Genomic DNA, 14,535 nt, shown 5'->3' on the forward strand with positions numbered 1-14,535 from the left:
TTTCATAAGTGCGGATGCAAATTTAATACAATTCTTGAAATCTAAAAGAATTTTTAAATGAAAAGATAAAACTTCTTAGCACCTACTTTTTTTAAGAACTTGCCTTTTTCTTTTTACTGAGTAGGCGTTTAATTTCGTTAAGTTTCATCAAAGCTTCAACAGGGGTTAAGGTATCAATATCTAAATGAAGAATTTCCTCTTTTATTTCTTCCAGAAGGGGATCATCAAGATTAAAGAAACTTAATTGCATTTCGTTTTGAGCAGTTTCTAAATTAGCGGCTAATTCTTCACTTGAATGTGATTTTTCAAGCTTTTTCAGCATTTTGGTGGCTTTTTGAACTACCTGCTGTGGCATTCCGGCCATTTTTGCTACGTGTATTCCAAAACTGTGTTCACTGCCCCCTGCAACAAGTTTTCTTAGAAAAAGTACGTTATCTTTTAACTCTTTGACCGATACATTATAGTTTTTAATTCGACCAAAGGTATTGGTCATTTCATTAAGTTCATGATAATGCGTCGCAAAAAGTGTTTTGGCTCGAGAGGGGTGTTCGTGAAGGTATTCAGATATCGCCCAAGCAATTGAAATACCGTCATAGGTGCTTGTACCACGCCCTATTTCATCTAAAAGTACCAAACTACGTTCTGACAGGTTGTTTAAGATGGATGCGGTCTCGTTCATTTCTACCATAAAGGTAGATTCGCCCATAGAGATATTATCACTTGCGCCGACTCGCGTAAATATTTTGTCCACTACGCCTATTTTTGCCGAAGCGGCCGGTACAAAACTTCCCATCTGCGCCAATAAGACAATCAAGGCCGTTTGCCTTAAAATCGCTGATTTACCGCTCATGTTCGGCCCGGTAATCATAATAATTTGTTGGTCTTCTCTATTCAAGAAAACATCATTGGTAATATAACTTTCGCCCAATGGAAGCTGTTTTTCTATAACCGGGTGGCGACCCTCTTTAATTTCTAGAGCAGTGCCATCGTTAATTTCGGGTAGCGAGTAATTGTTATCTTTTGCCAATTGGGCAAAACCACAAAGACAATCTAATTGTGCAATTAATTGTGCATTTTGCTGCACTTCCACAATATGTGCTTGCATCCAAACCAATAATTGCTCAAAAAGTTGCTGCTCTAAACTAAAAATACGCTCCTCGGCACCTAGTATTTTGGCTTCGTATTCCTTTAGTTCTTCGGTAATATAACGTTCGGCATTTACCAAAGTTTGCTTGCGGATCCAAGTTTCGGGTACTTTGTCTTTATGTGCGTTCCGTACCTCAATATAATATCCATAAACGTTGTTTGAAGCAATCTTTAATGAAGTGATACCGGTAGCTTCGGTTTCACGTTCCAACATTTTGTTCAAATAGTCTTTACCCGAAAATGCCAAACCTCTCAACTCATCTAACTCTTCTGAATACCCTTTGGCTATGGTATTTCCTTTGGCAATATTTATTGGAGCTTCTTCATTGAGCATTTCCTTTATTTTGCTCCTTAGTTCTTCGCAAGAAAATAACTTGTGTCCAATTTCTTGAAGTGAGACATTCGAGCTTTCTTTTGCCAACTGTTTTATAGGCACAATGGCCTCTAAAGAATTTTTAAGCTGAACGAGTTCCCTGGGGTTAATTTTGCCAGTAGCGACTTTTGAAATTAAACGCTCCAAATCGCCCATTTGCTTGATCCAGTGCTGTATTTTTTGCAGCTGTGTCTCCTCTTCTTTTAAATAAGAGACAACCTGATGGCGTTGTTGTATTTTTTCAGCATTTTTTAATGGAAGTGCCAACCATCTCTTTAATAGACGACCACCCATGGGTGAAATGGTCTTATCAATAATTACCAATAAAGTAACGGCATTAAGATTGGTAGACTGGTACAGTTCTAGATTACCTATGGTAAAACGGTCCATCCAGATATATTCTTCTTCCGCAATGCGCTGTAAGGTATTGATATGTTGTAGTTGGCGATGCTGGGTTTCAGAGAGATAGTGTAAGATTGCCCCTGAAGCGATAATACCGTATTGCAAATGTGATACGCCAAAACCTTGAAGTGTTTTGGTCTTAAAGTGTTGGGTTAAACTTTCATTGGCATAATCTTCCTGAAAAATCCAATCTTCGAGAAAAAAGGAATGCAGTTGACTGCCAAAAAGCTCTAAAAACTCCTTTTTATGTGCCTTGGAGACAAGAATTTCATTGGGACTAAAATTTTGGAGCAATTTATCAATTTGCTCTGCAGATCCTTCCGAAGTTAAAAACTCCCCAGTGGAAATATCCAAAAATGAAACCCCCAATTTTGTTCTACCAAAATGGACCGATGCCAAAAAATTATTGCTTTTGGCGTTCAAAATATCATCGTTTAAAGCAACACCAGGCGTCACCAATTCTGTAACACCGCGTTTGACGATACTTTTGGTTTGTTTTGGGTCTTCCAATTGGTCGCAAATGGCTACGCGCTGACCAGCCTTTACCAGTTTTGGTAAATACGTGTTTAAAGAATGGTGCGGAAAACCGGCAAGTTCTGTTTTATCACCCCCATTATTACGGTGGGTTAAAACAATGCCTAGTATTTGCGCAGCCTTTACGGCATCTTCACCAAAAGTCTCGTAAAAATCACCCACACGAAAAAGCAGAAGCGCATCAGGATGTTTGGTCTTGATAGTATTGTACTGCTGCATTAAAGGGGTAACCTTTTTTGTTTTTGTTGAACTCGCCAATTCTAAAAGTTTAATTTTACCGAAAATAGGAACTTCGAAATGTTTCTTAAACCATTGTTGATATTATAAGGCCAAAAGTGGATAAATTTATGCGTAAGCTTGCCAATGACGAATTAGGAAGATTAGATGTGGAAGGATATAAAAAAGCCAAGAAAACCCCGCTTATTTTAATTCTAGATAATATTAGAAGCCTAAACAATATTGGTTCGGTATTTAGAACCGCAGATGCCTTCTTGATAGAAAAAATATATCTGTGCGGTATTACGGCAAAACCTCCCCATAAAGACATTCATAAAACCGCTTTGGGCGCTACGGAAAGCGTTGATTGGGAATACCGTGAAAGTACGCTTGATTTGGTTGAAGGTCTCCAAAAAAGAAACGTTGAGGTGATAGCAATAGAGCAAGCTGAAAATGCTACTATGCTAAATAATTTTAATACTGAAGAAAATAAGACGTATGCCCTTGTTTTTGGTAATGAAGTGAAGGGGGTATCTCAAGATGTAGTTTCTAAGAGTGATGTAGTATTAGAGATTCCTCAATTTGGCACAAAACATTCTTTAAATATTTCAGTGAGTGCAGGTGTAGCGGTATGGGATTTTTGGACGAAGCTAAGCGTTTAAATTTAAGTTGCAGTGGAGTAGGCAACAAAAAACCCCCGACTTGTGGTCAGGGGCATAACATATAGTTTGAGTTAGTTAGTTTCTGTCTAAGCAGGATGCTAATAAATAAAAACCATTCGTTATATCCAAATATTTTCTAAAAATTATCTTAATGTGTAAGCTCGATTATACGTGTTTCGAGTAGTGCTAAGATAACCTCGTAATCATCATTATTCTCAACAAAATCAAGGGTTCCCAAATCAATCATTAAGGTGTTTTGATGGGGGTGACTTTTAATGAAATCCAAGTATCCTCTATTTATCTTTTCTAGATAATCGGCACTAATATTCTGTTCATAGTCGCGTCCGCGTTTCTTGATATTAGATAAAAGTCGGCTCGTATTCTGGTATAAATAGACGTAGATGTCAGGTTTTTTAACTTCGTTATACATAAAACCGAACACCTTTTTATAGAGCTCAAATTCCTCTTTTTGCAAAGTAATTTTCGCAAAAATGAGTGATTTAAAGATATCGTAATCGCTCACCATAAATTTTTTGAAAAGGTCAAACTGCGAAGTGTCATCGGTAAATTGTTGATAACGATCCGCCAGAAAAGACATCTCTAAAGGAAAGGCATAGCGCGCTTGGTCTTTATAAAATTTTGGCAAAAAAGCATTATCTGCAAAACGTTCCAAGACGAGTTTTGCATTAAAATCTTCGGCTATTTTTTTGGCAAGTGTGCTCTTGCCTGCTCCGATATTTCCCTCAATCGCCAAGAACTGCAATTGAGAAAACAGCTCCATCCTACTTTTATAAAGGCGGTGTTCTGTTTTTTGTAATTTGTTTTTGTCCTTGCATTCCTGTAAAAGATTTCTGGTGTCTTTGTGAAGAACAGGATGATATACTTGTGGGGCAATATCGGCCAAAGGTTTTAAAACAAAGTTTCGTAGGGTCATTCTAGGGTGAGGTATGGAGAGCCCCGCCCCGTTAAGAATTAAATCATCAAAATAAAGAATATCCAAATCAATGTTTCTCGAAGCGTAACCTTCTTCAGCATCTTTTTTTCTTCCAAAACCAGACTCAATTTTTTTGAGCTGCTCCAAAAGGTCCGTAGGTGATAAAGACGTTTCTGTCAAGATACAAGCATTTAAAAAATCTTCACCATCAAAACCCACGGCTGCATTCTCATAAACCGCTGAGGTCTTAAGAATAGTGACTCCTTTTTTACACAAGGCTAATAGGGCCTTTTGTAGGTTTAGGTGTCTATTGCCCAAGTTGCTGCCAATAGATAGATATGCCTGATTCGAATTATTCATATTTCATGGCAAAATAACTAAAACATTTGAAGAGCTAACGCAATTATCTTGTAACATATTTCGTAAAAGGGAGACATACTAACAATGGTTATCTTTGTAGCCGATTTAAATAAAGTAAAATGAAGTTTTTGAGAAATTTACTCGCGGCTATTCTAGGCTGCTTGATTGCTTTTGGTGTGCTATTTTTTATGTTTTTTGTCTTCGCGGCACTTGTTGGCAGTGGTGATGACGGTGTGGTAGTTAAAGAAAACTCGATTTTGGAGTTGAGTTTAAATTCGCCTATAAGGGATTATGAAGGAAAAAATAACTCAGACCCTTTCGGAGCATTATTTGAAGAAGGTCAGGGCTTGGATGAAATACTACATACCATAGCGGTAGCCAAAAATGATGATAAAATAAAAGGGATAAGTATGACCACCGGTTTCTTGCAGGCAGGATTGGCCCAAACACAAGAAATACGGGCAGCTCTTGCCGATTTTAAGGCTGAGGGTAAGTTTATCTATTCATACTCTGATTTTTATACACAAAAAAATTACTATCTGGCAACTATCGCGGATAAACTGTATTTAAATCCATTGGGTGCTATGGATTTTAAAGGTTTGGCCTCTGAGGTATTATATTATAAAGATTTACAAGAAAAGACAGGGGTAAAAATGGAAGTAATTCGCCATGGTAAATACAAGAGCGCCGTGGAGCCCTATTTATCGAACACCATGAGCGATGCGAATCGTTCGCAAATAAAAGAATTGATCACTTCTTTATGGACGAGTATGCTAACGGATATAGCTACTTCAAGAAATATTGACATTTCCAATTTAAACGTCATTGCAGATACTTTGGGAGGTAGAACACCTGAATACGCCGTCGCTTCAGGACTCGTAGACGGAAATATGTATTTTGATGAATATGAATCCTTGTTAAGAGAAAGTGTTGCTGTTGAAGCCGATGCAAAGCTGAATTATGTTGATTTTGAATATTATGCAAAAGTAGCCAGTAAAAAGACCTTAAAAACCGGTGCCGATAAAATTGCTGTTATCTATGCTCAGGGTGAGATTTTATATGGCGAGGGCGGTAAAGATTTTATTGGACAAGGAGTTGTCAACGAGGCCTTAAAAAAGGCAAGGGATAATAAGAGTGTAAAAGCGATTGTGATGCGTGTGAATTCCCCGGGGGGAAGTGCCTTGGTCTCCGATATAATTTGGAGAGAAATAGAACTGACCAAAAAAATAAAACCTGTGGTCGTTTCTTTTGGTAATGTAGCTGCCTCTGGCGGATATTATATTGCTGCCGGAGCTGACAAGATTTTTGCCGAGTCAACAACCATTACGGGCTCCATCGGGGTTTTTGGAACGATACCGAATATAAATGAATTAGCTGCTGATATCGGTGTGAATGCCGAGCAAGTGGGTACCAATAAAAATTCGGTCGATTATTCTTTGTTTGAGCCGATGACCGATACCTTTAGAAATCAAGTTCAAGAAGGTATTGAACAGACTTATGATACTTTTTTACAGCGTGTTGCCGATGGTAGAAATATGTCGATTGCCGTGGTCGATTCTATTGCACAGGGTCGTGTTTGGAGCGGAGTTGACGCCAAAGACTTAGGCCTGGTCGATGAAATAGGAAATTTAGATGACGCCATTGCCGCAGCGGCCGAAATGGTAGATCTAGAAAGTTATGGTATTCGTAAGTATCCAAAATATAAATCTGATTTTGAAAAATTAATGGAAGACTTTGGTGGTGCAAAGGCAAAAGTAGGTGAAGCTTTCATTAAAGAAGAATTGGGCAATGAAGCTTTTCAGATTTTAAAAGAATTTAAGCAACTATCTAAACAAAAGGGAGTTCAGACTAGAATGCCTTTTACCTTAAACATAAAATAAAACCTTGCTATTGTCCCCTTGATGGGACTTTAGGGGTGTTTTGAATATGACCCAAAAAGACAAAAGAGTTGCGTTTCAAATTTACCTCTATCTTGGAGCTTTGTTTATTACCTCACTGGTAGTATCGAACCTAATTTTTCAAAAGTTTTTTTATTGGAACCCTCTCGGAGATATTAAGATTTTTGGCGCTTCGATATTTGAGATTTCTGTGGGTATTTTGCCTTACCCGATAACCTTTTTGATTACGGATCTAATTTCGGAGATTTTTGGTAAGCGTAAGGCCAACCAAGTGGTGATTGCCGGCATTTTTGCCTCTTTTTTCTCTTTGGCTATTGTCTATACCGCTTCTGCCGTTCCGGCTACGGAATGGTCTCCGGTTTCAAACAGTATGTTTTCAGATGTTTTCGGTAATACCATTGTGGCTGTTTTTGCTTCAATGATGGCCTACCTCTTAGCGCAATTTGTAGATATACAGATTTATCATTTTTGGAAACGTGTGACCAAAGGCAAATACTTATGGTTGCGAAATAACTTTTCTACGTTCTCTTCCCAATTCATAGACACTTTTACCGTGGTACTGCTTTTATGCGCTTTTGGTGAGATTCCGTGGGAGCTTTTTTATGGATTGGTCATCAGTGGGTTTATTTTTAAGATTTTTATAGCATTTCTCGACACCCCTTTGCTTTATCTTTTCGTATATCTATTGCGAAAAAGATTTAACTTAAAAATAGGAGAAGAAATTGAGTTGGATTAATTCAACTTCTTATTTTATTGTAAAACATAAACCATGGCAAAAACAAAGAAGAAATTCTTAAAGATTTTCGGAATCATTTTTTTAGTATTGTTGGCTTTGCTGATTGCAATTCCGTTTTTTCTAGAGGGTAAAATAGCAACCATTGTAAAGAACAAAGTCAATCAGAACGTCAATGCAACGCTAGATTTTGAGGATGTAAAACTTAGTCTTATCAAGAGCTTTCCGAATGCCTATGTAGATTTCACGAATACTTCTTTGGTGAATAAAGCTCCTTTCGAGGGCGATACACTTTTTGCAGCAGGTAACGTGGCCTTAAGTATGTCGATAAAAGAACTCTTTAAAAGTGCTGAAGAGCCGATTAGTATAAAAAGCCTGACAGTAGACAATGCCAAACTACATATTAAGGTAGATGAAGCAGAAAATGCCAATTATGATATCGCCAAAGAGACAGTAGATGAAGTGATCACGACTCCAGAAGAAGCTTCGGATAGTTTTACACTGGCTTTAGAATCGTATGAGATAACGAATTCTGAGGTCATATATGATGATTTTGCAACGAAAACACATTTGGTGGTTTCTGAAATCAACCATGCTGGAACGGGTGATTTGTCCTTGGAACAATCAGAATTACAAACCAAAACGGATGCCTTGGTTTCTTTCGAGCTCGATAGCACCAAATACCTGAATAAAAACAAGGTTTCTTTGGATGCGCTTATCGGGATAGATTTAAAAGAAAACAAATATTCCTTTTTAGAGAATAAGGCTTTGGTGAATCAACTACCACTGGTTTTTGATGGTTTTGTAAAGGTCAACGAAGAAAACCAAGAGGTGGATATTAGTTTTAAGACACCATCTTCAGATTTTAAGAACTTTCTTGCCGTAATTCCTGAAGAATATTCCAAGAATATTGAAAGCGTAAAGACCACTGGAAATTTTGAGGTAGACGGGGTGCTAAAAGGTATTGTTGATGATACGCACATTCCAATGTTCAATATCAAATTAAAGTCCGATAACGCATCATTTAAATATCCAGATTTGCCCAAAGCGGTCAAAAATGTATTTATAGATACGGATATCAACAACGAAACGGGTATCACCGAAGACACCTATGTAAGCATTAATAATCTTTCTTTTCAAATAGATGAAGACCGTTTTAATGTAAATGCAAAAATTAGAGAGTTGCTGGGTAATACAAAAGTAAACGCCCATATGGACGGTAAAATGAATTTGGCCAATATCTCCAAGGCATATCCTATTCCTTCAGATTTAGATTTATCGGGGCTTTTGACGGCTGATGTTACCACGGCTTTTGATATAGCTTCTATAGAAAATAAAAAGTACGAGAATACAAAGACCAGTGGTAAAATGGATTTAACAGGTTTCAAATACAATTCTGAGGAATTGAAAAATCCAGTGGCCATCAACACAGCTGCCGTTACTTTTAATCCAGGTACGGTTTCATTGAATTCTTTCGAGGGTAAAACAGGCCAGACCGATTTTAAGGCTACTGGTACCATAAACAATTTGTTGGGTTTTTTGTTTAATGATGAAAACGTAGAAGGTAACTTTAAGTTGCAGTCCAATACCTTTGCATTAAATGATTTTATGGTTGATGAAGAGGTTTCAACCGATGTAACTTCAGAAACACCAACAACCAATGAACGTATTAAAATACCTTCTTTTTTAGACGCTACTATTGATGCCACGGCAAACAATGTGCTTTATGATAATCTTAATTTAAAAAATGTTTCTGGGCGATTGAAAATTAAGGATGAAGCTGCGACATTACAGAACTTAACTTCAGATTTGTTTGACGGTAAACTAAATATGAACGGTTCTGTGTCTACAAAAAGCGAAATATCCACCTTTGATATGGCTTTGGGGATGGACGGTTTTAAAATAGGGGAGTCCTTTAAAGCTTTGGACATGTTTAAGGTATTGGCCCCAGTAGCTAGTGCTTTACAAGGAAAACTAAATTCTACCATAAAACTATCCGGAAATCTAAAAGATGATATGACGCCCAGTCTTGGAGCGCTAACGGGTAATATTCTAGCCGAGGTGTTGTCTACCAATATAGATACCAAAAATGCATCTTTGCTTAAAGCTTTAGATAGTAAATTGAGCTTTTTAGATATGGAGGCAATCGACTTAAAAGGATTGAAAACAGCCTTGTCCTTCGAAAATGGAACTGTGAAAGTGAAGCCTTTCGCGCTAAAATACAAAGACATAACCGTTAATGTGAATGGTAGCCATACGTTTGACAGGCAGTTGCAGTACAAAGCCACTTTAGACGTGCCAGCAAAATATTTGGGCGAAGACGTAAACAAGCTTATCGCAAGAATTAATGATGATAGCCTTAAAGACTTGACAATACCGGTTATAGCCAACATTGGGGGTAATTATACCAGCCCAAATGTAACTACAGATTTAACTTCCGGTGTTTCTAATTTAACCAAGCAGTTGGTGGAGATAGAAAAACAAAAGTTATTGAATAAAGGAAAAGACAAAGCTAAAGATTTGTTGGGTGGACTTTTAGGCGGTAATAAAACCGATTCTACGGCAACAGACTCTACCAAAACTTCTACCTCTGAAATATTAGGTGGTCTTCTAGGGAAAAAGAAAGACTCTGTACAACCAGATTCTACTGCTAAAAAAGATGCCGTTAAAGAAGCCGCTGGGAATATTCTGGGAGGTTTATTAGGCAAAAAGAAGAAAAAGGATACTGCACAGCAAAAGAATTAGTTTAAGGTATTGTCCCCTTGAGGGGACTTTAGGGGTGTTTGTTATCCTTAGCTTGTCGAAAGATAAATAAGCGAGTTTAGTAATATGTAATTGAATCCCTTCCGCCTTTTGACTTTGTCAAAATCCACCTTCCCTTGATTAAGGGAAGGAGTCTATTGGGCAAAAAGAAGAAAAAGGATACGGTAAACATATTAATTATCTTTGAGACGCTGGACTAGGGCTTTTTATAGGAGCCATTGTTGGCATTAGTTATTTTATTTCATAATACTTAAGTTCCTTTTCCACTATAAATTTAAAGAACTCGTTTTCCATTTTCATATGGTCAATTTCTTTTTTTTGAATTAGCCTTTCGAAATGGCTTTCTGAGTCAATAAATTGTTTTAAATCTCCATTGAACTTGAACGCATTTTGGAACATTTTAATTCCCTTTTTTAATTCCTCAACTTTTGGGAATGACTTAGTCATAAAAGTTTTGACTGACTCATTAGTGGAAACAAATAATTCCCCTGTACTGCCATTAAAGACATAATAGCAATTCTTGTTTCCATCAATCTTTTTTAGGAACAGTAATAAACGCTGTCCTTTTTCAATTTCCCCGACCCTAGCATCACAACTCCATTCCTCCCAAATTTTTATATTTTGTTTTTAATTTTTCTCTCTTATAAAAGCCAAATTAAAAATTTGGCGAACTTTCTGAATATACACAAACCTTGGGTTTAACACTTATTAGCTATGTTTTATACCCCAGTTCTTTGTTAGCAACAGTTATTTCATTCACATTTCAATATTATTTCCTTTTTAATAGGCTATAAGCTAATTATTAAATCTTAGTTTTTTAGCTAGAATGTAATCACTTACTAAATATGACAAAGTACTTAGGGCTAAAGCCGCTACTAACTCAGGTAAAAGAAAACTTAAAAACTGTTTCCAAATTATGTATGAAATAAAGCCAACGAGCATAGATATTAAAGCAGCTTGCCAATGAAAATTTTTCTTGATAATTGAGAAAACAATTACGGGTATCATAACTGGGATATAAAATTCTGTAATAATCATTATTGCCTCAAGAATTGAAGACAGGTAACTAGCCACTATGATGCAGATTATTCCCATTAATATGGTATACAATTTGGCTGCTTTTAGCTTTTGTCTTTCTGTCATTTGTTTCATTGTTCCCATGATGTCTTCGCTAAATAATATACTTCCTGCATTCAGAACCGTATCTTGACTTGACATAACTACGCCAATCATTGCAATAATGAAAATACCGTAAAGTACACCTGGAAAATGTTCTGATGCTATGTGCAATAATACTTGGTCATTATTGCCAAGTTCTGGATAAAGGTAGTATCCAGTACTCCCAATAAAAACCATTAAAACAAGCCAAGCAGCCATAAATATACCTGAGGCAATAGTTGCATTTCGAGCCACCGTATTGTTTTTTGAGGCAAGAAACCTTCCTAATCCACCCGAGTCGAGTCCGGTTGAACTAAGTAACCATAACAAGCCGAAACCAAATATTCCAATTACTGGATGCGTATTGAATTCGCTAATAGTATTGACTGAAGTTATTTCTACATAATCTTTCCAAACAAACTGCTCATCAGATACTATCAAAATCGCCAAAATAGGAATCAAAATAATAAAATGAATAAATTGAATAGCATCAGTTTGAATAGTGGCTCTAATGCCACCAAAATAAGAATAGGATATTACAATTGTTGTTACAATTACAATAGCCCATATTTTGGGAAAGCCAAAAACATTATTTATTAATTCGCCACCAGCATAGCTCATAGCGACGGTTATAGACCCAAAAAAGAGAAGAGAAAAAATTCCCGTAGCTAGCCGTACAAATTTATGATTGTGACTTTTTGTACCTCCAACCAAATCTCCAATAGAATATATATCATTGAATTTATTTCTGATTCTTGGTACTAAAATTATACCTACTAGTATTAATCCGAGACCACAGAACGGAAGCAAGTAAGCCAAAAACATACCCGTAGAAAAACCTTCTCTCACTAATCCCATGGACCATCCTGGCCCTATAAATGAGGCACAAAGTGAAGAGAAAATAAGAAAGAAACCAAGACCTCTGCCTGCTACAGAATACTCTTCAAAATTTCCTTTTTTTCGGGTAAAGAGGATAAAGCTAAAATAAAGTACTCCGAAAATAAGGATTACCAATTGGCTTGAATTCATAGTATGGTTATAGAGAGTTTGATTGAATCACAGCAGTTCTGGTTGCTCTAGCAATGCTCTTTATTTCTTCATCAAATATGTTCCAGCTATTCACTATGGCAATGCTTTGAAATTTTGGAAAAACCAATAGATATTGCCCACCAAAACCATGACAAGCCCAGATTTCTATGCCATCCTCATCGTCCCTCCACCATTGGTATCCATAGCCTCCTTCATTTTCGAAAGTGACATGTTTTGATACACTCCTTTTTACCCATTCTGACGAAATTATTTGTTGTCCATCCCAAGTTCCATTATTTAGCATTAAGTATCCAATTTTTGCCAAATCTTGGACTTCTAAATACAATCCACCTAAAGCGTCTGGATACCCTGTTGGTGCTTTTTTCCAATGAAAATTTTTAATTCCCAAAGGAGTAAACAAATGTTTTTCAGCATATTCATCAATATACAATCCCGTAGCTTTTTTAATAATCCCAGACATTAGCTGACTGGCACCACTATTATATACCCATTTTGTTCCTGGTAAAGTATCCATGGGTTGATTTAAAGTAAATTGAATCCAATCTTTACTTCCCTCAAGCTGCGCTGTAGTATTTGTAGAATCTAAGGGTCTATCTATTTCGTGCCATTCCATTCCCAGTTGCATTGTCAACAAATCTTCCAATGTTACGGTTTTAAGAGATTCATCAACTTTTGATAAGTCAAAGTCATCAAAAAAATCAAGCACCTTGACATCTGTATTTCTAATATCACCTTCTTTGATAGCTACACCAATCATAATTGAAGCAATCGACTTTGTAACAGATTGTAAAGTATGAATTCGTTGGTTTTGATAATATGGATGCCAATTTGGATGGTAGTAATTGTAGTCTCCAAATTTAGTTGAATCTTTACATGTGCTAAATCCACACCCAAGAATACCAGATTTGCCTTTACTTATATTTTTGTAATTATTCGTAAAGGACTGGTCTAATACCAATTTCCCATTTTTAATCAATAGAAGTTGGTCAACATTGCCATAAACTCCATTTTCAATCTCATTTAATAAATCATTAATAGGCTCTCTATTCAAGTATTCATTTTCAAAACTTGATGTTTCCCATGCCTGAGTAGGAAATCTATTCGATTCATTTTGCTCATTACATGATAAGAGTAAGAAAGCAAGAATGGTGGTTATTATGTGGCTTTTCATTGTATTAATTGTTGCTAACGGTTGGGCTAAGCGTAGTGCGGTAGTAAGGAAACCTTTCGTTTCCGTCTGCGCATGAAGCTAAAGCTTATTGTTTTGCTTTTTCTTTTTTGTTCCAAAGCTAAATCCATAAGATTTAGCGACAATATAAATGTACACAGACCTTTCGTTTTTGCCCTAAAGTCCGCAATACGTTTAGGTTGTGTTAGCTGCAGTTATTTTTTAGTCCAATTGTATTTCCATTTTATCGATTTGATTCGATTTTAGTATTGTTGCACTACCATTGGATTTATCATAGAGATAATAATTAGATTTTGTTTTTCCTAAGTACAAATTCAAAGAATTAGTTTGCTTAATAGCGCCATTTGAATAGTACAAGGTTACCTTTTTTCCAGTATGACCATTATAAACTAAGTATGCCTGAAACATTGCTATTCCAGCTACTAATATTATAGAAAAACCACCGACTAGTACGTAATTTACGAAGTTGCTATTTAAATTTTTACGTTGAAAATATATTTTTGATTTTTTGGTGATATAGTATAAAACATATAATCGAACTATTAGCGCTAAAGGTATTGTCCAAATTACAAAAGGAGAGAAACCTAAAAAGGATAAAGTAAATAGTGGTACAATTACAAAAATTGCAAATAACTCTTGTTTCAAATTTGGCCTAAGTCTTTTAGGCTTCTCGGTTTTTTTGGAGTTCTTAGTTGTTTCATCTTCTCTGGAGTATATAAGTATCCCAATTATAAGTCCAAAAGTCGCCGGAATAGCAAATATTGTGAACTTTGAAATAAACAACATTAGGGCTTCTCCAATCTCAATGTTCTCAAGAATATTAATAGAAAATGATTTATAATAGACTACTGAACTTATTACTCCTAAGGTTATCAAAAGCGAGGTAAATACTAAAATAAGTTTAGGGATTATTTCTAATGTAGCCTTATCTAGAAAGTTGTTTTTATCCATTTAGATTAAAATTAGAACGAGCTTTGATTAATTGTTGCTAACGGCAGTCTGTCTCAAAACCACCTTTGATTTTGAATAAATTTACACAATTTGGGATATAAGGGATATTTGCCTGTAAGAAGGTTGGATTTTCATAAATGCGGATATATGGGCCAAGAACTCATCT

10 protein-coding genes are annotated in these 14,535 nt (G+C 36.2%); 4 read left to right on the forward strand and 6 right to left on the reverse strand.

The features are described 5' to 3' along the window. Nucleotides 1–91: 91 nt before the first annotated feature. Nucleotides 92–2,674 (reverse strand): DNA mismatch repair protein MutS, encoded by a 2,583-nt coding sequence (gene mutS / locus ACFSQJ_RS16335; RefSeq protein WP_377768042.1) that lies wholly within the window; start codon nt 2,672–2,674, stop codon nt 92–94. Nucleotides 2,675–2,802: 128 nt separating this feature from the next. On the opposite strand from mutS, the gene ACFSQJ_RS16340 reads away from it, so the two are divergent. Continuing rightward, the gene (locus tag ACFSQJ_RS16340; protein ID WP_377768033.1) at nt 2,803–3,333 is read left to right on the forward strand and encodes an RNA methyltransferase; all 531 of its coding nucleotides are present in this window, start codon (nt 2,803–2,805) and stop codon (nt 3,331–3,333) included. A gap of 148 nt (nt 3,334–3,481) precedes the next feature. Here ACFSQJ_RS16340 and folK read toward each other — a convergent pair whose 3' ends face one another. Next, the gene (gene folK, locus ACFSQJ_RS16345; protein WP_377768034.1) at nt 3,482–4,627 is read right to left on the reverse strand and encodes a 2-amino-4-hydroxy-6-hydroxymethyldihydropteridine diphosphokinase; all 1,146 of its coding nucleotides are present in this window, start codon (nt 4,625–4,627) and stop codon (nt 3,482–3,484) included. Nucleotides 4,628–4,746: 119 nt separating this feature from the next. On the opposite strand from folK, the gene sppA reads away from it, so the two are divergent. From sppA to ACFSQJ_RS16360, 3 genes are read left to right on the forward strand one after another with little or no spacing between them, the layout of a single operon-like run. After that, entirely contained in the window at nt 4,747–6,507 is a 1,761-nt protein-coding gene (sppA, locus tag ACFSQJ_RS16350) for a signal peptide peptidase SppA (RefSeq protein WP_377768035.1), read from the forward strand. Between the two features lie 46 nt (nt 6,508–6,553). Then, nucleotides 6,554–7,261 carry a queuosine precursor transporter gene (locus ACFSQJ_RS16355; RefSeq protein ID WP_377768036.1) on the forward strand — a complete coding sequence of 236 codons (708 nt, stop codon included), beginning with the start codon at nt 6,554–6,556 and terminating at the stop codon, nt 7,259–7,261. A 33-nt stretch (nt 7,262–7,294) separates the two neighbouring features. After that, the gene (locus ACFSQJ_RS16360; RefSeq protein ID WP_377768037.1) at nt 7,295–10,003 is read left to right on the forward strand and encodes an AsmA-like C-terminal region-containing protein; all 2,709 of its coding nucleotides are present in this window, start codon (nt 7,295–7,297) and stop codon (nt 10,001–10,003) included. A 249-nt stretch (nt 10,004–10,252) separates the two neighbouring features. Here the strand turns inward: ACFSQJ_RS16360 and ACFSQJ_RS16365 are convergent, their stop codons facing one another. The 4 genes from ACFSQJ_RS16365 to ACFSQJ_RS16380 form a co-directional block, all read right to left on the reverse strand. Then, entirely contained in the window at nt 10,253–10,468 is a 216-nt protein-coding gene (locus ACFSQJ_RS16365) for a hypothetical protein (RefSeq protein WP_377768038.1), read from the reverse strand. Nucleotides 10,469–10,816: 348 nt separating this feature from the next. Next, nucleotides 10,817–12,208: a sodium:solute symporter family protein gene (locus tag ACFSQJ_RS16370; RefSeq protein WP_377768039.1), complete on the reverse strand. Its 1,392-nt coding sequence runs from the start codon at nt 12,206–12,208 to the stop codon at nt 10,817–10,819. Nucleotides 12,209–12,215: 7 nt separating this feature from the next. Continuing rightward, nucleotides 12,216–13,400 carry a serine hydrolase domain-containing protein gene (locus ACFSQJ_RS16375; RefSeq protein WP_377768040.1) on the reverse strand — a complete coding sequence of 395 codons (1,185 nt, stop codon included), beginning with the start codon at nt 13,398–13,400 and terminating at the stop codon, nt 12,216–12,218. Between the two features lie 219 nt (nt 13,401–13,619). Further along, the gene (locus tag ACFSQJ_RS16380) at nt 13,620–14,369 is read right to left on the reverse strand and encodes a hypothetical protein (protein ID WP_377768041.1); all 750 of its coding nucleotides are present in this window, start codon (nt 14,367–14,369) and stop codon (nt 13,620–13,622) included. Between the last annotated feature and the right edge of the window lie 166 nt (nt 14,370–14,535).

Origin of the sequence: Croceitalea marina (assembly GCF_042684265.1) — a bacterium.
Classification (GTDB): Bacteria; Bacteroidota; Bacteroidia; order Flavobacteriales; family Flavobacteriaceae; genus Croceitalea; species Croceitalea marina.